Source organism: Paenibacillus sp. P32E (genome assembly GCF_001909085.1).
GTDB lineage: Bacteria > Bacillota > Bacilli > Paenibacillales > Paenibacillaceae > Paenibacillus_AQ > Paenibacillus_AQ helianthi.
Window position 1 is genome coordinate 255,042 of sequence record NZ_LVYY01000001.1, and the last position, 21,354, is coordinate 276,395.

The following is a 21,354-nucleotide window of genomic DNA, read 5'->3' on the forward strand; positions in this document are numbered from 1 at the left end:
CTTGTTCATGTAGAATATGATCATCTTCAGATTAACCATATCACTCCTGGATAGAGGGAGGAATGCACATCATGTCCGAGGTCATGGATTATATGATCAGTCCATACCCCATAAGGATTATTGATCCCAAAGTAGAGTCTTCCAGGCTCAGGCTGAAGGCGATACAGATAGGTCAAGCGGGTCATCTTCCGGGAAGAATATTGTTTCGTACAAACGTTGTATTCGAACATTGGGCACTTGTATATATTTTATCCGGGAACGGTACCTATAGGGAGAACGGCGGCAAGATACAGCAGGTGCGTGCCGGAAGCCTGTTTTTCTTCCGTCCGGGCTGCAATTACAGCTTCGGACCTCCGCAGGGAGGAAGCTGGGACGAATACTATGTTAATTTCACAGGTACCCGTGTGACCGAATGGCTGGAAGCGGGACTTATTGAGGGGGGGACGGTATTCGAGGCTGCTGCATTTCAGGGGCTCACTTCCCTATTCGAGCAGGTGCTCGGACTGATGGAAGGCGGTGTACCTGCAGATGCGGACAGAGCGGCAGCTATGCTGGAGGGGATATTGCTGGAGTGCTCGCTAATCACTCAAGGCTTTGCCTGGACACGGGAGGCCGACATTATGCCCCAAATCCGCGAAGCGTTGAACACCTGCATCTACGGAACGCCGGATCTTTCGGACATTGCTGCCAGACATCATATTTCCATGTCAACCCTTCGCCGCCTTGTGCGGCACAGCAGCGGATACCCTTTGCATGAGTATATCCACCGGCTCAAAATGGCTGAAGCGAAGCATCTGCTGCTTAACACCTCCCTTCAGGTAAAAGCGATAGCCGGGATGCTGCATTACGCCGATTGTTTTTATTTTTCAAGGTTATTCAAGAAATATATGGGCATGTCTCCGCTCAACTGCCGCAAAAGCTTATAATTACCGACAAATTTCTACTTCATATGACGTATATATGTCGGAATTTGCGGTTTTTTCATTGACATCGGCAAAAATTAAATGTTATTATTTAGGGAATATTTGCAGAATCACGATAGTTCTTATAGACTATGCCGGAGATGAAGCCATGAGGGAATTTTACTGCATCAGTTGCCGCAGTCTCCATAAGGTGGATATACACAACCACACCGTACGTATTTTATCCACTGGTTATCATATCGTTGGCGAACAACGCTATCAGATTTGCATTTGTAATTCATCCAAGTTGCCCAAAGCTTTGCCGTCGGTGACCGAGTAGACTTCGAAAGACTGGAACGATTACCACAACCATAGATTTCAGCTGACAAAACAGTCTGCCCCATTTTAAGGGCAGGCTGTTTTTAGTTTAAATGCATGCTGGAATATATTACTTATTAATGAATTCGCTATCTTTAGAAAAGATGGATTGGATTTGATGATCCTTTGAAAAAAAAAGCCCTATTTAATGCAAAAATCATCAAATGTAAACGTTATCAACAAAAACAGGAACTTGTTATTGTGATTTTTCTCATGTATGATGCTTTTAAACAAAGCTTAGAAAAAGCTCGCATTTTCCAAAAACTGGAGAATAGGGTGGTGGGATGAAAATTAAAGCAACCGCGGAAGACAGAATGATTACACTTTACAGAAACATTTCTTTGTCCCTCACATCATTGATGTACCTCCTGGATCATACGGGACCTTCCGTCTTTTATAAATCCCTATTAATCATGCTGTTATTTTTATTTGCCCTAGTATTCACTGTTTATTACCGGAGGCTGCGTAAATGGCCGCGTGTTCTTATGCTTGCAGTGAGCATTGAGATCGCTGGAATCATTGTACTGGCGTTGTGTACTGGCGGATATGACAGTCCGTTTAAACTATACGTGCTTAATCCAGTACTCATCGCAGCAGGTTCCCTGTCCTTTTACTTCAGTTGGAGCCTGTTGTTTGGATATTTTGGGATATTCTCTGTATTTTGTTACTTTTTCATGAACTCATCCGGTAAAACATTTGCAGAAGCAGTGCTTGATAACGGCAACCTGTTTCTAGTCCTGGTACTTACGGTTATAATTATGCAAATGGTCAATCGGATCAAGCGGCAGCGGGAAGCGGCAAACGCACGGACGAACGAAACCATGGAGCATATTAAATCGCTCTATCACATTGTAGAGACTTCAAGTCAGCATGATTTTATGAACATCGGGCAAGTCATTACGGATTATGTGGTGAAGCTTACTAAGCTGGACAAAGCATTGTTCTGGTTTGCAAAGAAGAGTGGGGAGCCTGCCCCTGAGAGCCGTCAGACCGGCTGGCAGCAGGAGGAGGAATGGTTCCTGTTTGCAGAGCTGGAAAAGCATGAGCATGAATGGAGATTGCAGCGCGAACCTGTATTTAAAAGCCTACCCGGACTCGGAGACTTTCTGCTCATGCCTGTGAGAATGAGTACACGTTTTGTGGGCATGATTGGCGTCAAGCTGGAAGCATCGGAGGGGCTGGAAGGCCGCAGATGGTACATCCAGCAGTTAATGTTTCTTTCGGAGCTGAGCGCCATTATTCTGGAGCGTCATGAGCTTGGCGTTATTGAGAACCGGCTGATCATCACCAATGAGCAGAACCGGATTGCCGATGAAATGCATGATAGCGTGTCGCAGAGCCTTTTCGGCATTGTCTACGCTACTCATTCTCTGAAGCAGGCCTGGCGGAAGATGTCCGAATCCGAGCTGGAGGAGCAAATCGAGTTGATCCATGATTCAGCTACCAAGGTTGCAAAGGAGCTACGCATTACCATTTACAGCCTCAGCTCCAAAAAGAGCGGCGGTCCTACATGGCTGGGCATGGTTAGATCACATTTAAAAAGCTTATCCAGGTTGAATGATGTGGAAATTGAGTTAAAAATAACGGGGGATGATTTCAGTCTTCCTTATCCTTACCACAAGGCGCTCTTCCGGATTATATCCGAAGCGACAGGCAATGCCATACGTCATGGTGCTGCCAGCCGGGTGGATGTCGAACTGTCACTTAAGCCGAAATGGATCAGACTTTCGATAAGCGACGATGGCGTTGGTTTCGATACTGATCTGCTCTGGACCGAATCCGAGGATAATACCGGCGGACTAGGCATGAAGAATATGCAGTATCTGGCACAATCCCTAGGCGGTGACTTCCAGTTGTCCAGCAGTGAGAATGCAGGCACCAGAATATTAATTTCGATACCTGTCGGCGTGGCTGAACTAAAAAATGCATAAACTTTAGGCAGGAGGTCGTTCTAGTGAAAATCGTCATTGTTGATGATCACCCATTGGTTAGAAGAGGACTCGCGGCGGTCATTTCCATGCAGTCGAATCTGCATTTCGCCGGCGAAGCAACGAATGGCCAAGAAGCTCTTCTGATCATAGAAGAGACGCAGCCTGATCTTGTGCTTATTGATCTCAAGCTGGCCGATGAATCAGGTCTGGATGTCATCAAAGCAGCGCGTTCACGTGGGGTGATCAGCAAATTCATCCTATTGACCTCATCGGCGAGCCGGGAGGATTTCCTGAAGGCGGAAGAAGTACTGGTTGACGGGTATGTTCTCAAAGAAGCGCTGCCTGAGGAACTGCTGTTTGCCATTCAGCTGGTTCACAAAGGCCGAAAGTATTATGACCCCGGACTGATGGAAGATAAGATGCGGATGAACGGCAACAGTCCAACAGACGAATTGACTCCGAAAGAAAAAGAGGTGCTCATTGAGCTTGGACAGGGGGCAAGCAACCGGGAAATCGCCTCAAGGCTGTTCATCAGTGAGTTCACGGTGAAAAAGCATGTTAGCCAGATTCTGGCGAAGCTTCAAGTGGCTGACCGGACACAGGCAGCACTATACGCGAACGCGGTGGGGCTCACCAAGTATGAAATGTCATACGATTAACTTCCATTTAATTTAAATTATGTAAGAACACGGACGTAATAGTCTGTGTTTTTTTTTGCCTTCAGGAGGTTTTTTCGTACGATTTTTGTATTTCCTCTGATGTTAGAAAAGCCATCTGAACAGAATCTGAACAGGATGTACATGCCCATATGCCTGCGGACGTAGCTATTCATGCCACGGCTTGTCAGGCTTTTCCAGTCTTATGGTACTAAAGTATACCATGCGGTCCCTCTTTTGTAGTAAACCTCCTCACACGAAAGTGAAGATTAAAGTGATGGTATGACCCATGTGGGGATTCCCGGAGATTGATAAAATAAAAGCAAGATATCTGAAACTTTCATGATTGCTTTCAGAATGCAACGAATGCGGAAGGAGGGTTACTGTGGAAAAGACGATTTTAGATTACATTAACCTGATAAAGAAGAGGTTATGGTTAATCACACTGTTTGTATTAATCTCCTGTGCCACCACCTTCTATGTCAGCAAGAACTTCGTCGTGCCTGTCTACTCAGCCTCCGGACAGCTGCTCGTCAACAACGCCGCGAATGTCCCCGAGAGCAACAATCTTAATAATCTGAACTTCAGTCTCAACCTCATCGAGAGCTATAAGGAAATTATGAAGTCGCCAACGATTATGAAGAGCGTAGTAGCAGAACATCCGGAGTTCAATCTGACAGAACAGCAATTGGCTGGCAAGCTGCAGATTAAGTCTTCGGAAAAAAGCCAGGTGATCAACCTGAGCGTACAGGATGAGAGCTACACCAAAGCGGCTACGATAGTAAACGCGGTCTCACAAACATTCATCCGCAGTTTGCCGGCACTGATGAATCTGGACAACGTGGCATTCCTGACACCGGCAGATCCTACTGATGTTCCTGGACCCGTTAACGGCGGATCCACAATGAACATTATCATCAGTTTTGTAGTCTCGCTGATGGCAGCAATCGGAATTATTCTGCTGATGGAAACTCTCAACGGTACACTCCGGACAGAGAAGGAAGCAGAGTTCGATCTCGGACTTCCGGTGATCGCCAGCATTCCTGCGATCCGCAAACGGGACTTAGGAAAGTCGGCAAACGCTAAAGCAAGAGTAGGGGAGGGTGCTTATGTTACGGCTGAATAAAAGTCTGATTGCGGACATCAATCCATCCTCGCATATCTCCGAATCCTTCCGCTCGCTGCGCACTTACATTAGGCAGCTTGGGCTGCTGAAGGGCAGTGGAGGGCAAGTGCTCCTCTTCACTTCTGCTGAACGCGGGGAAGGCAAGACGACGATATTGTCGAATCTTGCAGTTTCCTTTGTACAGGACGGTAAAAAGGTGGCGGTTGTAGACTGCAACCTGAGACGTCCGGGGCTGCACAATGTGTTCGAGGTTGAAGGCAGTCAAGGACTTGCCGCATATCTCGGGGGCATGGAAGAAGCGAAGGACATTGCCGTTTACGGCAATCTGGCCAATCTGGCTGTAATCCCGGCGGGAATTACCAGCGTGAGTCCTCCGGACCTGCTGGGCAGTGAGAGAATGGCAGCCTTGCTGGAGGAACTGAAGGCGAACTTTGATCTGGTGCTGCTTGATTCGCCACAGGCAGTTGAATTCAGCGATGCACGCATCCTGGCTCCTCTGTCTGATGGACTGATTATCGTTGCCAGACACGGCAAGACCAAACGCGAGTCGCTCAAAAAGCTGAAAGGCCTGATGGAGCAGACAGGCGTGAAAATTCTCGGAATTGCTATGAATCAGACCAGATAGTACTTCCAAGCGGGTTTTGTTCTAAAGAGAAAATGAGTGGAGCCAATACTTACAAAACCTGGTGTATGCTTCCGAAGCAAGTTTTGTACGAAGAATATTCGGATGAGGCATATGCTTACAAAACTCTTAGGAGGTAAGTGCGATGAAGAAGGTAAAAAAGGTGATTATCCCCGCAGCAGGACTAGGAACGCGCTTCCTTCCGGCGACGAAAGCAATGCCTAAGGAAATGCTGCCAATCATTAACAAACCCACTATTCAGTACATTGTGGAAGAAGCGATCGCTTCCGGCATCGAAGACATCATCATCGTTACAGGTAAAGGGAAACGCGCAATTGAGGATCACTTCGACAACGCTTTTGAACTAGAGTCCAGACTGCTGGAAGACGGCAAGCTGGAGCTGCTGAAAGAGGTTCAGCGTTCATCGAAAGTTGAAATTCACTATATTCGTCAAAAAGAACCCAAAGGTCTGGGTCATGCAGTATGGTGCGCTAGACGCTTCATCGGAGACGAGCCCTTTGGCGTAATGCTGGGTGACGACATCGTAACCGGCAAAGTTCCCTGCCTGAAGCAGCTGATCGACCAATACGAGGAAACGCAGAATTCAGTCATCGGAGTCCAGGAAATTCCTGATGAATTCACCAACCGTTACGGCATCATTGAACCCGATTTGCAGGATGGACGATTGTACCGGGTTAATAATTTTGTCGAAAAACCGGCGATTGGCACCGCGCCATCCAATCTGGCGATCATGGGACGTTACGTGTTCACTCCAAAGATCTTCAAATACCTGGACCTTCAGGAAAAAGGTGCAGGCGGTGAAATTCAGCTCACGGATGCCATTCAGAAGCTGAATCAGAGCGAGCGGGTATATGCTTATAACTTTGATGGTACGAGATACGATGTCGGTGAACGGCTGGGATATATTTTGACTACACTTGAATTTGCACTGCAAAGCGAGGATCTGCGGTATCCGGTGATGGATGCGATGGCTGAATGGCTCAGCAAAGAGGGATTAACTCTGAATAGTTGAAAGCCAAGTTTATACTTTCGAAAAGAGCAAACTTTTAGGAGGAATGAGGAGAAATGAGCATGCAAAAACTGCCGGAAGACTATGAGGCCGTCCTGCCGAAACTTTACATGCTACATGCCAAAGAAGGAAGTAAAGAAATGGATTCCTATCTGGTGATGAAGCGGATTATCGACATTTTTTTCTCCGCTCTTGGCCTTCTCGTGCTGCTGCCGCTGTTCATCGTGGTGGCGATCCTGATTAAGCTGGAAGATCCGAAAGGAAAGGTGTTCTTCCGTCAGAACCGGGTTGGCAAGGATGAGAAGCTGTTTCCAATGTATAAATTCAGATCCATGGTCTCCAATGCCGAGGAGCTGAAAGCGAATCTTTTGGCCTACAACGAGGTCAGCGGCGCGATGTTCAAGATCAAAAATGATCCCCGCATTACCCGTACAGGAAGATTCCTGCGCAAGACCAGCATTGATGAATTGCCACAGCTCTGGAATGTGCTGATGGGTCATATGAGTCTGGTGGGTCCCCGTCCTCCGCTAGTGGAGGAAGTTGCCCAATACACGGAATATGACAAGCAGCGGTTAATGGTTACACCAGGCTGCACGGGCTATTGGCAGGTAAATGCGAGAAACAGTGTCGGATTTGATGAAATGGTTCAGCTGGATCTGACCTACATCCATATCCGCAGCACGATGCTGGATCTCAAAATCATCTTCAAGACAGGCCTGATGCTGCTCGGCTCTAAAGATGCGTATTAATAAAATGGGAATTGGGTGAATGCCGATGCTTGTATACGGAGACGTTCCTAAGATTTCCATAATCATCTGTACCTACAACCGGGCAGCTTTGCTGCTTAAGACGCTTCAGTCGCTGTTGCCGCTGGAGAATCTGGATCAGGCCGAAGTCATTCTGGTGGATAACAGCTCCAAGGATGATACGGCAGCAGTGGTCAAGCGGTTTATGGATACGGAAGGTACAGATATGGATATCCGTTACATTCTGGAGCCGGTACAAGGGTTATCGGCGGCCCGGAATACAGGGATTCTGGCTTCCAAATCGCCGCTCATCGCTTTTCTGGATGATGATGCGATTCCTTGCCGGAATTGGATAACGACAATTGTAGACACGTTTGATCAAAAGCCTGAGGTCATGGCCATGGGCGGCAAGATTGCTCCAATCTTCGAAAGCAAGCGTCCGGATTGGCTGATCAAGCCGTTCGAGCTGCCTTACACCATCGTCGATTTGGGCAACCGCATTAAGGAATATCCGAAACGGCTTCATCCCTGCGGCGCGAATATGGCGATGCGCAAGGTGGCCTTTGATATCAGCCTGTTTCCACTGGAGCTCGGAAGAAAAGGAGATTCACTTCTCTCCGGTGAAGAGACCTGGCTGTTCAATCAGATTGAAAGTCAGGGACATTCGATTCTTTATCATCCGCAGATGGCTGTCGATCATTTCGTACCGGCCAACCGTTTGACGGAGGATTGGATAATGAAAAGATATTACAGTCAAGGCATATCCAACGCGATGAAAAGCGCTGGTGTGAAGGATAATCTGCTCCTGCTGGGTAAGACGGCCGCCAAAGTCATCTATGTGATGGCTGACTCGATCCTCTCCAGAAGCCAGGGAAGAAAACTTCTGAACAAATGCCGGCTGGAGAGTATTCGCGGAACTCTTCATATGATCTGGAACCGGAAGAGGGAATCTGCAGCGGGGTGAGGGAGACAATGACGAATTTTGAGTGGGGCTCCAAAATAAATGCTTTACCATACGGAATGCTCTATCTCATGTCCGCACTGTTCCTAGGAACAGCGGTCATCTATCAGCCGGTAATAGCGATAGCAGCCGTACTCCTGATTATATTGCTGGTTGTCTCGATCACTCGTCCTGAACTCATCAGCTATTTCGTCCTGCTCACGACAGCGGTCTCCATCAACTTTCTGTATCCCGGCAGCATGTTCGGCGTTGAGATTCTCTCGCTTTACAAGCTGGTGATCCTGATGCTGCTGGTACCCTGCATTCTGGTGAACGGATTGAAGTTCCGTTTGAGCCCGCCCCTTTGGGCGATGGTGGGGCTGCTATTCATCACCTTTGGCACCTCCATATGGCTGCCGGAGATGAACGGGTCCATTGCAATCAAGGCATTTATCGGTTTGTCCCTTCCTTTTGTCTTCCTCCTGATTAACTGGAAGAGGGAAGTAGCTGAACGGCAAATCCGTATTATCGCTTCGCTCCCACTAATGAGTGTGCTGGCCGGAATCGCCCTGCAAGTCGCACATCTTCACTCATTCCTCGATGTGGAGTTCACAGGCGCTGTACGGGTTCAGGGAGCGAACATTCCGGCGCATCTGGCGATGCTGGCCTTCATGGGCGTGGGAATTGCCTTCATTGAGATCAAGCGCAGTCCGCAGCATGCACGTTACTTCTATACCATGCTGGCGCTGAACTTCCTGATTCTCATTGGAACCGGGACACGCGGACCGATATTGGCACTGGTGTTAATGGCTCTGTACTATTTCTACGATATTTCGCGGCAGTACCTGAAGGGCAGAACACAATTTCTGATTCCGCTCCTGTGCTCGGTTATTCTGATCTTCTCGGCGGTATATCTGCAGCTCGACAACATCAAGAAGCGTTCCTTCGAACGCACGACGGAGACGACGGTTGACTTATCGGGACGTGCAGAAGCCTGGGAGTACTTCCTGAACAAGGCGGCAGATTCTCCGTGGTCGGGCAGAGGACTTGGAGCCGTTACGGTGGCGAACGACGGGACACTGTATAAAGGATTCGTGGTTCCCCACAACGAGTATATCCGCTTTTACTTTGATGGAGGGTATATCGGAGCCATACTGCTTCTCATTTCATTATTGGCTGTGTTTACTCTGGTGTACAGAGCTTTGGCAAAGCCAGTCAAACCATATTATCTATTCTTCATAGCAGGGTTTATGATTTATTCGTTTTCCGACAACACGCTGTCGACGGTCCAATCGATTATTCCATTTTGTTGGTACCTGAACTGCCTGTATCGATCTTCACAGCCAACCGATTCCCCACAAAAAGAAGTGATACGATGAACCAAGTGAACATGTTCGATGTCAATTTCGATAACTATGATTTCATGGACCTGCTTGATTACATTGATAAGACTATTCAGGAGCGGTCACAATCGTACATCCTGACCTGCAATGTCGATCATGTGATCAAGCTTCGCAAGGACAAAGAGTTCCAGACCGTCTATTCCGAAGCAGGTGCTGTAGTGGCAGACGGAATGCCGCTCATCTGGGCCTCAAAAATGCTTGGTAAGCCGCTGAAGCAAAAGGTATCGGGAGCAGACCTTTTCAGCCGCCTAGGCAATGCCTTTGAGCAAAGGAAGTACCGGCTGTTCTTCCTCGGCTCTGCACAAGGTGTGCCGGAGCAGGCAACCAAGAATCTTAAAGCGGCCTATCCCGGCATGAATATTGTCGGCTGCTATTCTCCTTCCTACGGCTTTGAGCACAACGATGAAGAGAACCAGCGTATTATCGAAATGCTGACAGAGAGTCAGCCGGATATTGTGTTCGTAGGCGTGGGAGCGCCGAAGCAGGAGAAGTGGATTTACCGGCATTACAACTCTTACGGGGCGCCGATCTCCATTGGCGTGGGAGCGACCTTTGACTTTTTGTCAGGATCGGTGAAGCGGGCGCCGGATTTCATGCAGAAAACAGGGCTCGAATGGTTCTGGAGACTCAGCCAGGAACCGGGCCGGCTCTGGAAAAGATATCTTGTCGATGACGCTCAATTCCTGGTTCTGCTGCTCAAGGAGCTGCGCAAACGGGATAAAGCAAAGGGAGGCAGGCTGGAATGAATGTAAGTCTTCCGTCCATGAAGTCAGCAGGAACGCTGCTGCTGATCTGCGGTATATGTCTTGGGCTTCCGCTGATGATCGGGTTTGCCAGTGCGAAGCTCAGCTCTTCCAATAGTCTTCAGGGGATTATCCTGGCGGGAATCCTGTTTCCGGCCTTCCTGCTGGCATTGCTGAAGCCGAAGGCGCTAATCGCCTATACCTTGCTGGTCTGGGCGGTTGCTCCAGAGCTGCGGCGGATCGCTGATTGGTCGGAGGGAGTCTATCATTCTGTATCACTGCTCAGTCTGGCGCCGCTGCTCACAGGTGCTACCCTGGCAATTCCGGTGCTGGGGGAGATTCACCGCATCCGCAAATCCTCCACCCGGATTATCCTGTTGTTCTCGGTGGCACTCGCTTACGGAGCGCTGATTGGCCTGGCGAAGAACGGCATAGGCTCAGTGTACGATCTGGCCAATTATATCGTACCCTTGCTGCTGATTCCCTTCTTCGCGGTAACCCGCTTTAGACCGAAAGACATTGACCGGTTGCTGTATGCTTTTGCGAACATCGCTGTTCTCGTAGCCATTTACGGAATCGTCCAGTATTTGACCGTTCCGCCTTGGGACGCCTTCTGGATGAAGAATGCCGATATGATGTCCATTGGCACACCGTATCCTTTGGAAATCCGGGTTTTCTCCACGCTGAATTCACCCGGACCTGCAGCGACCTTCCTGGTCTTTGCCCTGGTACCGATGATTCTGGAGAAAAGATGGCAGGGTACCCTGCGCTGGATTGGCGTTATGCTCGTTGTCGTCTGCCTCCTGACCACATTGGTGCGTTCAGCCTGGCTGGTCATGCTGGTCATGCTGCTGGTATACATCGCTTCCTCCCCGTCAAAGGGCAAATGGAAGGCGCTGCTCCAACTGGTCTTCGTCGCTGCCGTACTGTTCTGGATTGTCCCTAAGCTTCCGGGCGCGGAAGGGCTGGTCGCCCGTATGGAGACACTGACCTCTGTGCAGGAAGACCACTCCTATAATGAACGCCTGAGTCTATGGCAGAACATGCTTCCGATGGTGGCGTCCAATCCGATCGGCCAAGGCATAGGCAGTGTAGGCCAGGGTACCAAGATCGGCAACGGTGGAGAACTTGGCGAATACGGAAATATGGACAACGGTGTGATCGCCTTACTGCTCACCTTCGGGGTCCTGGGCGCATTGTTCTTCTTTGGTGCCCTGGGCGCAGTCATTAAACAAATTATAGTCAGAGTGACCAGCAGAGACAGTCTTCAGCCATATGCCCGGTTATCACTGGCAGCATGGATGGGAGCAGTGGTCAGTCTGGTATCGGACAACGGTTTTCCCGGACTCAAGGGCTACCTGATCTGGATGCTGATCGGACTAGGGCTTGGGGCCAAAGAGATTATTGATAGCAGAAAGAAGGGAACACCACATGCAGCCATTGAACGCGAAATCACTTCCCACTAGCACCGTCTGGTCCTCGCTTCGGCGGTTTACCAAGAGCAAGGACAACAGCTCCGCAGCTGTGAAGACTATGTTCGTCAGCGTGCTGATCCTGCTGGTGAATATGCTGACCGGTGTGCTGACCGCCCGCTACCTGGGTCCTACAGGACGCGGAGAACAGACAGCTATGGTGAACTGGTCACAGTTTCTGGCGTTCAGCATGAGCTTCGGGATTCCTTCGGCGCTGATCTACAACGCCAAGAAGAATCCGGATGAAGCAGGCGTACTCTATCGGGTGGCCTTGCTAATCGCACTGGCATTCGGGACAGCAGCCATGATTGTGGGGATTGTGATCCTTCCATATTGGCTGAAATCCTTCAGCCCGAATGTCGTACTGTTTGCGCAATGGTCAATGATCCTGTGCCCGCTGATCGTGGTCTCACAGATCAACAATGCAGCTTTCCAGTTCAGAGGTGATTACAAGACCTTCAACTGGCTGCGGTATCTGCTCCCGCTGTTGACGCTGGTAGCCATCGGAATTCTGATCCTCACCCATTCGATGAATCCTTTTACAACTGCAGTTGCATATCTGGTACCTTCAGTGCCGGTCTTCATCTGGATGACGGTTACCCTGCTCCGTACCTACAGAGTGAAGATGAAGGATGCTTACAAGAATTTCAAAAGACTGTTCACCTATGGACTCGGTTCCTACGGAAATGATCTGCTCGGACAGTTCTCCTTCTATATCGACCAGATCATTATCGCCGGCCTGCTGCGGCCAGCCGATCTGGGATTATATGCGGTAGCGGTAAGCCTCTCGCGGATGGTCAACTTCTTCTCGAATTCGATCACCGTGGTGCTCTTTCCAAAAGCTTCCGAGCTGTCCAAGGATGAGGCCATTTCCCTTACCTTCAAAGCCTTTCGGATCAGCACAACATTCACCCTGCTGGGCTCCCTGTTCCTGATGCTGGTTGCACCATTCGTGATTCCGCTGCTGTACGGCAAAGATTTCAACACAGCTCTGACAGTGTTCCGGCTGCTGCTGCTGGAAGTTACGATCAGCGGAGGCACATTGATACTGGCCCAGGTGTTCATGGCGCTCGGCAAACCGAAGTTCGTATCGATCCTGCAAGGGGTCGGATTGATCCTGGTGATTCCGCTGCTGTTCCTGCTGGTGCCGAAATTCGGATTGTTCGGGGCAGGGGTAGCGATGCTCTCCTCGGCAGTGCTGCGGTTCTTATTTATTATCCTGAATATCAAATACAACCTGAAGGTCAAGCTGCCCCGCCTTATCATTAACGGGGATGACATTCAGTGGATGAAGACGACGATGAATTCCTATATTCGCAAAAAACCTATGGATACCTAAGCAAGCGAGCAGAGGCACTAAGCGAGCCGCTTCTCTGCTTAAATAATAATGGACGGTGTTGAGAGGAAAGTAGAGAAAGTTTGGAGCTGTAGAAGCGTAGCGTTCGCCTTTGTCTTCTGATTTCAACCGCAGCTGCGGTCTTAAATAAAGAAATCAGAAGACAACAGCGATCGGAAGCCCAAACATTTCTCGAATTGACGACAAACACCGGACTGAAAAGGAGGATACCTTCATGGATTCAGTGAAAAGCGTGCTTGGCAGCCCGGGCAGTTACCCGATATCCGCTGTCATCATTGCTCAGGATGACGAAGTTCGAATATCCAAAGCAATTCAGTCCTGCCGACTATTCGCCGATGAGGTGGTTGTAATCGACGGAGGGAGCAAAGACGGGACGGTGCAACTCGCCGAAAGCTTGGACTGCCGGGTGTTCGTTAACCCATGGCCCGGATACGCGAAACAAAGGGAATTCGGAGTGGAACGCGCCGTCCATGATTGGGTCTTCCTGATTGATACCGACGAAGTGGTCAGCGATGAGCTGGCGCAGGACATTCTGGACCGCAAGCCGGGACTTACAGACAGGGAAGTAGCGTTCTCGCTGTACCGGATCGGTGATTTTCTGGGCAAGTGGCTGGATAAAGGTGAATACCTGGTGCGTCTCTATAACCGCACGGCATATGCCATCCGCAACAGTCTGGTGCATGAAATACCTGAGGTACCAGAGGAAAAGACGGTCAAGCTGAACGGAATACTCTGGCATCAGGGCTTCCGGAGCATCAATGACCATGTCGCCCGCTTTAACAAATATACCGATCTGGAAGCACAAACGGCTTATGCCAGCGGCAAGCCCTTTAAGATCAGCCGCTTGCTGATTCGCCCGCCGGCTCGCTTTTTACAGAAATATTTCCTGCATGGTCTGTACAAAAAAGGGATTTCAGGGTTTGCAGTATCCATATTCTGGGTGATGTATGAATTCATGGTCGGCTTCAAGCATTACGAACTGAACAGCTCCGGCAAGCTGGCCCGGCATAATGCACTGGGTCAGGCGGAAAAAGAGAAAAAAGGGGAGAGAAGCTATGCCGTACAGTGACGGATTGAACATTATGACTACCGGCCTTAGCTGGCCCTCTTTACAGCCAGGCGGACTCAACACGTATTTCAAATCCGTCTGTGAGCAGCTCTCTTCACGCAACAAGGTGCACGCGCTGATCTGCAGTCAAGAGACGCCTGCCACCGCCAAAGAGCTGATTATCCACAACGCCGGCGACCCCAAGCAGACCATTTGGAAGCGCAAGGATGCGTTCCAGCGTAAGGCAGCGGATCTGATGGGGAATGGAAGCGGACGTATAGATATTCTCTATTCCCACTTTGCACCTTATGGAATCGGCCCGGCGCTCGAAGCCAAGAAACGCGGCATTCCTGTGGTGATGACCTTCCATGGTCCGTGGAATGAAGAGATGAAGATCGAAGGTCAAGGAATCAAACACCGGGTCAAAACAACCATTGCCAAATCGATTGAACATAAAGCCTATAAGCTTGCGGACAGATTCATCGTACTCAGCGAATACTTCCGCGACATGCTGCACAGCCTGCACGGGGTGCCGCTGCATAAGATCACAGTTATCCCTGGTGCTGCTAATGTGGACCGCTTCATCCCTGCTACGAACCGGCTGGCGATCCGGCGGACACTGAATCTTCCAGAGGGAGCAACCACCGTTCTAACGGTGAGACGCCTGATGAACCGGATGGGGCTTTTACAGCTGCTGGAGGCCTGGAAGCAGGTCGCCGAGCGTTTCCCGAATGCGATTCTGCTGATTGGCGGCAAAGGCCCGCTGCGCGGAGAGCTGGAGGAGAAAATTGCAGACTACGGACTCGGCAACAAAGTAAGGCTGCTGGGATATATTCCTGACCATGAACTAGCCTCTTATTATCAGGCAGCGGACATGTTCGTGGTTCCATCCCAGGCACTGGAAGGGTTCGGACTCATCACCGTCGAGTCATTGTCCTCCGGACTTCCCGTTATGGCGACTCCTGTAGGCGGCAACAAAGAAATTCTGCAGGGCTTCCGGCCGGAGCTGCTGTTCAAGGGTTCATCCAGTGATGATATGGCGGAAGGCATGATTCACATGCTGAGTAACCGTAAGCTGCTGCCGGGCCGTGACGAATGCAGAAACCATGTGCTCGAGAAGTATACCTGGCAGCATGTAGGCGACCAAGTAGAATCCGTATTCCTTGAAACGTTGGGAAAGGGTGTGGCTGCAGGATGCTAAAAGTCGCTTATATCGATCACACCGCCAAATGGAGCGGCGGAGAGGTGGCGCTGTTCAACATCCTCACCAATATCGGTGAAGAGATTGAACCGCTCGTGATCCTCGCTGAAGAAGGAACACTTGCCGAACGTCTCCGGGAGAAAGGCATTGATGTACGCGTCATCCCGATGGATGAAAGCATCCGCAACCGCGGACGGAATGCCGTCAATCTCGGTGCACCTGCTGCCGCGCTTGGACTACTGTCCTATGGCCGCAAGCTGGCTCCCATCCTCAAGCAGGAGAAAGTGGATTGTGTGCATACCAATTCCCTGAAATCGGCATTCTACGGAGCCGTTGCCGCCAAAAAAGCCGGTGTGCCGCTGATCTGGCATATCCGCGATCACATCGGCGCCCCTTACCTCAAGCCGGTTGTCGCCAAGGCGATCCGGCTGATGTCGCGCCTGCTGCCGAACGGTGTCATTGCGAATTCGCATTCCACGTTGAATGCGCTGGAGCTACCCCGTACGAAGAAGACACTGGTTGTCTATTCCGCTTTTGCCAAAGCAATTGGTGAAGGCATCGGCAAAAGGGATCAGAAGGATTTCAACGTTCTGCTGGTAGGCCGGCTCGCGAACTGGAAAGGCCAGCATATCGTCCTGGAAGCGGCTAAGGCTTTTAAGAACGATAGCCGGGTGAAATTCTGGCTGGCCGGGGATGCCCTGTTCGGTGAAGAAGAATACAAAAATGAGTTAATTCAGAAGATGCAGCAGGATCAACTGACCAATGTCAGCCTGCTGGGTCATGTGGAAGATATACAAGGCCTAATGAACAAAGCCGATTTGCTGATCCACACCTCGATTACACCTGAACCGTTTGGCCAGGTGATTGTCGAAGGCATGGCGGCTGGACTTCCGGTCATTGCCTCCAATGAAGGCGGGCCGGTAGAGATTGTGGTTCCCGGTGTCACGGGAATGCTGATCCAGCCTGGAGACCCAGTCGTACTTGCAGACTCCATCACCTGGATGCTGAACCATCCCGAAGAGCGAAAACGGATGGCGGATAGTGGAATGAAACGGGTGAAAGAGCATTTTGTCATCGAAAATACGGTCAAGGATATCGTCGATTACTACAAAGGCTTGCTGGCAGCGACCTGACCTTATGTAAGACAAGAGCTTGTAGCTCGATCAGGAACTAATACATCCATGCGTTCACTACTTGATGATGCTGCTCCATAAAACTTTGAGGATGATTCACATGAAAATTGCGATAGCGCACGATTACTTAATCCAAATGGGCGGGGCGGAAAGAGTAGTGGAGGTATTCCACCACATGTATCCGGATGCTCCGATCTTCACGACGGTTTTTAACGGAAGCCGGCTGACCGACAACCTCAAAGACGCGGATATCCGGGCCTCCTGGCTGCAAAAAATCCCGGGAGTGAAGACCAATTTTAAAGGGGTGCTGCCGCTTTATCCCATGGCCATCCGTGATTTGGACTTTCGCGGGTATGATATCGTCCTGAGTTCCAGCAGTGCTTTCATGAAAAGCATACAGGTGCCCGAGTCTACGTTTCATCTTTGCTACTGTCATACTCCGATGCGGTTCGCCTGGGACTATGACACCTACATGGAGCGGCAATCGAATTCCGGATTGTTCAAAAGACTGCTCAAGGTCTACATGCAGCGCCTTAAGAACTGGGACCAGCGGACTTCGAAGAATGTAAACCAGTTCGTTGCCAATTCGTCCGTAGTAAAAACGCGGATTCAGAATTATTACCACCGGGATGCGGATGTGATTTTTCCACCGATCAACACGGCACGCTTCAGCAGTTCGTCCTCTATAGGCGATTACTACCTGATTGTATCCCGGCTTGTATCCTACAAGCGGATTGATCTGGCGGTGGAAGCCTTCAACCGCAACGGTCTGAAGCTCTATATCGTCGGTGACGGGCCGGACCGCAAGCGTCTGGAGGGCATGGCCAAAGACAATGTATCGTTTCTGGGCCGGCTTGAGGATACGGAGGTTACGGGCCTGATGTCGAAGTGCCGGGCGTTCATTTTTCCCGGAGAAGAGGATTTTGGCATCACGCCACTTGAGGCGAATGCCGCAGGAAGACCAGTGATTGCCTATCAGGCCGGAGGGGCACTGGATACCATCGTACCCTATGTCAACGGCGTATTCTTCCAGCATCAGGAAGTTGATGATTTGCTTAAGGCCATTTACGAAGTGGAGTCCTACGCGTGGGACATTGGGCAGATTATGGGTCATGCGCGTAAATTCGATGAACAGGCGTTTATGGTTCAGTTCAAGCAGTATGTAGAACAGGCCTACGTCAATTTTCTAAAAGGAGGATGAGTGTATGAAGCTGACAGTAATCGGTACCGGCTATGTCGGTCTTGTATCTGGCGTATGTTTTACACTGAATGGGAACCATGTGATTTGCGTGGATAAGGATGAGGAAAAGATTGAAAAGCTGGGCCGGATGGAATCCCCCATCTACGAGCCGGGTATCGAAGCGCTGATAGAAATGAATTTGCGTGAAGGCAGGCTTTCTTTCTCCTCCGATCTTCAGGAATCGGTAAGACGCTCCGATATCGTCATTCTGGCTGTAGGGACACCTTCACTACCGGGCGGCGAAGCGGATCTGAGATATATCGAAGGTGCAGCCATAGAAGTCGCTCAAGCGATGGAAGGCTACAAAATCATCATGACCAAGTCAACTGTTCCTGTTGGCACGAACGAGAAAATCCGTGGTATCATCGCTTCCCATACGAGTCATCCCTTCGATATCGTCTCCGCTCCGGAATTCCTGCGTGAAGGCTCAGCCATCCGCGATACGCTCCATCCTGACCGGATTGTCATCGGACTTGATAACCCGGAGCTTGAGCCAACGATGCGCCAGCTTCACCAGGGCTTCACGGAAAATGTGTTCGTAACGGATATCCGCAGTGCGGAAATGATCAAATATGCATCCAATGCTTTTCTGGCAACCAAGATCTCCTTTATTAACGAGATTGCCAACATTTGCGAAAAAGTGGGAGCTGATGTAACCCTGGTGGCGGAAGGCATGGGGATGGACCGTAGAATCGGCTCCTCGTTCCTGCAGGCCGGCATCGGTTATGGAGGCTCCTGTTTCCCGAAAGATACCAATGCGCTGATCCAGATTGCGGGCAACGTGGATTACGAGTTCAAGCTGCTGAAATCCGTAGTCGAGGTGAACAAGGGGCAGCGGTTCATGATTATCTCCAAGCTGCATGAATCCCTTGGCAACCTGCGTGGCGCAGTGATCGGTGTATGGGGCCTGGCCTTCAAACCGAACACCGATGATGTACGCGAAGCACCCGCCCTTGAAATTGTTGAGGTACTGGTGGCCGAAGGCGCTATAGTGAAGCTGTATGATCCGATTGCTGCAGATAACTTCAGACAGCAGTACGATCATCCGCAGCTCCGCTGGTGCGGTCTGCCGGAAGAAGCGGCAGAAGGCAGTGATGCAGTATGCCTGCTGACCGACTGGAGCATGTTCAAGGATATTGATCTGCATAAGCTTGCGGAGAGCATGCGCCGCCAGGTGCTGATCGATGGCCGCAACGTGTACTCCAAGGAGCAGATCGAGGGCACCGGCCTTGAATACCATTCCGTCGGCCGCCCGCAAATGGGGGGCCTGAGCGGCTACTCCCCCAGCGTAGCCGGAGCGGTTTAATCCTTTGATCTTATCTGCTCTTGCTTGCTCTTGCCTGCCGCGTAAACAAGCGGCAATGCCGGATCTTTAGCAGGGCGCTTCGCCTGCGGGTGAAGCGAGCTGAATGTCAAAGGAATTCACTGTAGCCGTGCTACGGTGAAAATGCTGCCTGGGAAGCTGTCTAGGAATGGAACGGAGAGGAATTTTGGAACTGTAGGAGCGTAGCGTCCGCCTTTGTCTGCGGATTTCCACCGCCAATAGTGGTTTAAATCTAGAAATCTGCAGACAACAGCGGCCGAAAGTCCAAACATTCCTTGCAGAGACTTCCGTAACAGTTGACCTTAAGGATTGTCACATAGCAGATAGCGCCAGTGACATTCCTGTCCACCTGCTCCAAAACCCAGCGGCAGCGCACAATAACAATCCGATATTTTCGCGACAACACATAAATGAGGAGGGTTCACTTATGAAACTGGTACTTCTATCTGGCGGTTCTGGTAAACGTCTCTGGCCTTTATCCAATGATTCACGTTCCAAGCAATTTCTGAAGGTACTGCAAAGTCCGGCAGGTGAGCCGGAATCCATGGTACAACGTGTATGGAGACAACTGCAGGAGACAGGGATGGCGGAATCCTCGTACCTGGCGACCGGCCGCAGCCAAGTGGAGATGATACAGAGCCAGCTCGGCGCAGAGGTGCCTATCATTGTGGAGCCGGAACGCCGGGATACCTTCCCTGCCATCGCTTTGACTGCAGCTTATCTGTATTCCGTGGCAGGAGTGTCTCCCAGCGAGACAGTGGCCATTTTGCCGGTCGATCCTTATGTGGAGGCATCATTTTTTGACACCGTCGTCCAGCTTGAAGCAACGATGGAACAAAGCGGCGCAAACCTGGCGCTGATGGGGGTTGTTCCTGAGCTGGCTTCCGAGAAATACGGCTATATTATTCCTACCAGTGACGAGGCAGCGGCAAGCGGCTATCTGCAGGTGAGCCATTTCCAGGAGAAGCCGGACCGTGTACAGGCTGAAGAACTGATCAGCAAGGGCGCGTTGTGGAACTGCGGAGTATTTGCATTCCGTTTGGGTTATTTGCTGGATATTTTGCAGCGTAAAGGTCTGCCTTTGAACTATGAGGAGCTGCAGAAGCAATATAAATTGCTGGCTTCCATCAGTTTTGACTACGAAGTGGTAGAAAAAGAGGAGAAGATCGTCGTTCAGCCTTACGCCGGTTTCTGGAAGGATCTTGGCACCTGGAATACCCTCACAGAAGAAATGAGCAGCAACCACGTGGGTAAAGGGTTCGTGACTGCCGATTCTGAAGGAACCTGCCTGATCAACGAACTGGATATTCCGATTACAGTCATCGGTGCGAAAGATTTAATCATCGCAGCCAGCCCGGATGGCATTCTGGTCACTCACAAAGCCGAAAGCCCGCGGATTAAGGAAGTGCTGAAGTCTTTTGAACAAAGACCCATGTACGAGGAACGCCGCTGGGGCCACTATAAGGTTATTGATTATGTGAAATATGATGAGGGCAACGAGGTGCTGACCAAGCGGATTTTCATAGCCGAAGGTAAAAACATCAGCTACCAGCTGCATCACAAACGCAGTGAAATCTGGACGATTGTCAGCGGGGAAGCCAGCATTGTGCTGAATGAGAAGATGCATAATGTGAAAGCGGGAGATGTAGTGCGCATACCGGAAGGCACAAAACATGCAATCCTGGCGCTAACCGATGTAGAGTTCATTGAGGTGCAGACCGGTTCAGAGCTGGTGGAAGAGGATAATATCCGCATCACACTGGACTGGAAGGATATTGCTCTTCATCAATTCATTTCTTAAAATAGGAACGCTAATTGCGTTGTAAAATTCGACTGAATCGTCCCGGTTGATGTATAGGATGGGCCTAAACCTAGGGCTAAATCATCTATTTACCCAATTGTGTCAAATCCAAAACAGGTATTAAGAACCATTTATTAAGAAAAATTCATTAATGCTCTAAACTAAAAAATTAATAGAGACGATACTTACGGTAAGAGGGATAAATCCTTCCAAAACGAAAAAGGCAAACCTAATCGAAAGATAGGGACGCAAAGCTATAGGGCCTTCGAAAGAGTGGCAGCCTAGCTACCGAAAGGAAGAT

The 21,354-nt window shown here is 50.1% G+C and carries 19 protein-coding genes and 1 riboswitch; all 19 genes read left to right on the plus strand.

Annotated elements, in window-relative coordinates; translation table 11 throughout:
* Positions 1-71: 71 nt before the first annotated feature.
* The 19 genes from A3848_RS00845 to A3848_RS00930 all read left to right on the plus strand — a co-directional run bounded on the left by A3848_RS00845 (position 72) and on the right by A3848_RS00930 (position 21,053).
* Entirely contained in the window at positions 72-926 is an 855-nt protein-coding gene (locus A3848_RS00845; RefSeq protein WP_074083032.1) for a helix-turn-helix domain-containing protein, read from the plus strand.
* A gap of 480 nt (positions 927-1,406) precedes the next feature.
* A complete protein-coding gene (locus A3848_RS32045) occupies positions 1,407-1,568 on the plus strand; it encodes a hypothetical protein (RefSeq protein WP_178381870.1) in 162 nt (53 codons plus the stop codon).
* Positions 1,569-1,693: 125 nt separating this feature from the next.
* Positions 1,694-3,211, plus strand: coding sequence for a sensor histidine kinase (locus tag A3848_RS00850; protein WP_256702109.1), 1,518 nt, complete (start codon positions 1,694-1,696; stop codon positions 3,209-3,211).
* Between the two features lie 23 nt (positions 3,212-3,234).
* Positions 3,235-3,870, plus strand: coding sequence for a response regulator (locus A3848_RS00855; RefSeq protein WP_074083036.1), 636 nt, complete (start codon positions 3,235-3,237; stop codon positions 3,868-3,870).
* A gap of 382 nt (positions 3,871-4,252) precedes the next feature.
* Positions 4,253-4,993 (plus strand): YveK family protein, encoded by a 741-nt coding sequence (locus tag A3848_RS00860; RefSeq protein WP_074083038.1) that lies wholly within the window; start codon positions 4,253-4,255, stop codon positions 4,991-4,993.
* Positions 4,977-5,618 carry a CpsD/CapB family tyrosine-protein kinase gene (locus tag A3848_RS00865; RefSeq protein ID WP_074083040.1) on the plus strand — a complete coding sequence of 214 codons (642 nt, stop codon included), beginning with the start codon at positions 4,977-4,979 and terminating at the stop codon, positions 5,616-5,618. Before A3848_RS00860 ends, A3848_RS00865 begins: the two co-directional genes overlap by 17 nt.
* Positions 5,619-5,760: 142 nt before the next feature.
* Entirely contained in the window at positions 5,761-6,648 is an 888-nt protein-coding gene (gene galU / locus A3848_RS00870) for a UTP--glucose-1-phosphate uridylyltransferase GalU (protein WP_074083042.1), read from the plus strand.
* Between the two features lie 53 nt (positions 6,649-6,701).
* Positions 6,702-7,394, plus strand: a complete 693-nt coding sequence (locus A3848_RS00875) for a sugar transferase (protein WP_074083044.1) — start codon at positions 6,702-6,704, stop codon at positions 7,392-7,394.
* Positions 7,395-7,413: 19 nt separating this feature from the next.
* Positions 7,414-8,355, plus strand: a complete 942-nt coding sequence (locus A3848_RS00880) for a glycosyltransferase (protein ID WP_256702110.1) — start codon at positions 7,414-7,416, stop codon at positions 8,353-8,355.
* A gap of 8 nt (positions 8,356-8,363) precedes the next feature.
* Entirely contained in the window at positions 8,364-9,710 is a 1,347-nt protein-coding gene (locus A3848_RS00885; RefSeq protein ID WP_074083046.1) for an O-antigen ligase family protein, read from the plus strand.
* Positions 9,707-10,480: a WecB/TagA/CpsF family glycosyltransferase gene (locus A3848_RS00890; RefSeq protein WP_074083048.1), complete on the plus strand. Its 774-nt coding sequence runs from the start codon at positions 9,707-9,709 to the stop codon at positions 10,478-10,480. The genes A3848_RS00885 and A3848_RS00890 overlap by 4 nt, the downstream gene beginning before the upstream one ends.
* 17 nt (positions 10,481-10,497) lie before the next feature.
* Entirely contained in the window at positions 10,498-11,943 is a 1,446-nt protein-coding gene (locus A3848_RS00895) for an O-antigen ligase family protein (protein ID WP_371916073.1), read from the plus strand.
* Complete coding sequence (locus A3848_RS00900; RefSeq protein ID WP_074083052.1) at positions 11,909-13,288, plus strand: oligosaccharide flippase family protein; 1,380 nt, start codon at positions 11,909-11,911, stop codon at positions 13,286-13,288. The genes A3848_RS00895 and A3848_RS00900 overlap by 35 nt, the downstream gene beginning before the upstream one ends.
* A 232-nt stretch (positions 13,289-13,520) precedes the next feature.
* Entirely contained in the window at positions 13,521-14,375 is an 855-nt protein-coding gene (locus tag A3848_RS00905) for a glycosyltransferase family 2 protein (protein ID WP_074083054.1), read from the plus strand.
* On the plus strand, positions 14,362-15,555 hold the full coding sequence (locus A3848_RS00910) for a glycosyltransferase family 4 protein (RefSeq protein WP_074083058.1): 1,194 nt from the start codon (positions 14,362-14,364) through the stop codon (positions 15,553-15,555). The genes A3848_RS00905 and A3848_RS00910 overlap by 14 nt, the downstream gene beginning before the upstream one ends.
* Positions 15,549-16,688 carry a glycosyltransferase family 4 protein gene (locus tag A3848_RS00915; RefSeq protein ID WP_074083062.1) on the plus strand — a complete coding sequence of 380 codons (1,140 nt, stop codon included), beginning with the start codon at positions 15,549-15,551 and terminating at the stop codon, positions 16,686-16,688. Before A3848_RS00910 ends, A3848_RS00915 begins: the two co-directional genes overlap by 7 nt.
* A 100-nt stretch (positions 16,689-16,788) precedes the next feature.
* A complete protein-coding gene (locus A3848_RS00920) occupies positions 16,789-17,889 on the plus strand; it encodes a glycosyltransferase (protein WP_074083064.1) in 1,101 nt (366 codons plus the stop codon).
* 4 nt (positions 17,890-17,893) lie between these two features.
* Positions 17,894-19,234, plus strand: a complete 1,341-nt coding sequence (locus A3848_RS00925; protein ID WP_074083066.1) for a UDP-glucose dehydrogenase family protein — start codon at positions 17,894-17,896, stop codon at positions 19,232-19,234.
* 445 nt (positions 19,235-19,679) lie between these two features.
* Positions 19,680-21,053 carry a sugar phosphate nucleotidyltransferase gene (locus A3848_RS00930; RefSeq protein WP_074083068.1) on the plus strand — a complete coding sequence of 458 codons (1,374 nt, stop codon included), beginning with the start codon at positions 19,680-19,682 and terminating at the stop codon, positions 21,051-21,053.
* A gap of 212 nt (positions 21,054-21,265) precedes the next feature.
* A riboswitch (cyclic di-GMP riboswitch) is annotated at positions 21,266-21,346 on the plus strand.
* Positions 21,347-21,354: the final 8 nt, after the last annotated feature.

Excerpts from the sequence above, each read along its gene's own strand:
- A3848_RS00865 (WP_074083040.1), top strand. The coding sequence starts at position 4,977 with ATGTTACGGCTGAATAAAAGTCTGATTGCGGACATCAATCCATCCTCG.
- A3848_RS00905 (WP_074083054.1), top strand. The coding sequence starts at position 13,521 with ATGGATTCAGTGAAAAGCGTGCTTGGCAGCCCGGGCAGTTACCCGATA.
- galU (WP_074083042.1), top strand. The coding sequence starts at position 5,761 with ATGAAGAAGGTAAAAAAGGTGATTATCCCCGCAGCAGGACTAGGAACG.
- A3848_RS00910 (WP_074083058.1), top strand. The coding sequence starts at position 14,362 with ATGCCGTACAGTGACGGATTGAACATTATGACTACCGGCCTTAGCTGG.
- A3848_RS00895 (WP_371916073.1), top strand. The coding sequence starts at position 10,498 with ATGAAGTCAGCAGGAACGCTGCTGCTGATCTGCGGTATATGTCTTGGG.
- A3848_RS00885 (WP_074083046.1), top strand. The coding sequence starts at position 8,364 with ATGACGAATTTTGAGTGGGGCTCCAAAATAAATGCTTTACCATACGGA.
- A3848_RS00915 (WP_074083062.1), top strand. The coding sequence starts at position 15,549 with ATGCTAAAAGTCGCTTATATCGATCACACCGCCAAATGGAGCGGCGGA.
- A3848_RS00875 (WP_074083044.1), top strand. The coding sequence starts at position 6,702 with ATGAGCATGCAAAAACTGCCGGAAGACTATGAGGCCGTCCTGCCGAAA.
- A3848_RS00920 (WP_074083064.1), top strand. The coding sequence starts at position 16,789 with ATGAAAATTGCGATAGCGCACGATTACTTAATCCAAATGGGCGGGGCG.
- A3848_RS00850 (WP_256702109.1), top strand. The coding sequence starts at position 1,694 with ATGCTGTTATTTTTATTTGCCCTAGTATTCACTGTTTATTACCGGAGG.
- A3848_RS00890 (WP_074083048.1), top strand. The coding sequence starts at position 9,707 with ATGAACCAAGTGAACATGTTCGATGTCAATTTCGATAACTATGATTTC.
- A3848_RS00900 (WP_074083052.1), top strand. The coding sequence starts at position 11,909 with ATGCAGCCATTGAACGCGAAATCACTTCCCACTAGCACCGTCTGGTCC.
- A3848_RS00845 (WP_074083032.1), top strand. The coding sequence starts at position 72 with ATGTCCGAGGTCATGGATTATATGATCAGTCCATACCCCATAAGGATT.
- A3848_RS00925 (WP_074083066.1), top strand. The coding sequence starts at position 17,894 with ATGAAGCTGACAGTAATCGGTACCGGCTATGTCGGTCTTGTATCTGGC.
- A3848_RS00880 (WP_256702110.1), top strand. The coding sequence starts at position 7,414 with ATGCCGATGCTTGTATACGGAGACGTTCCTAAGATTTCCATAATCATC.
- A3848_RS00930 (WP_074083068.1), top strand. The coding sequence starts at position 19,680 with ATGAAACTGGTACTTCTATCTGGCGGTTCTGGTAAACGTCTCTGGCCT.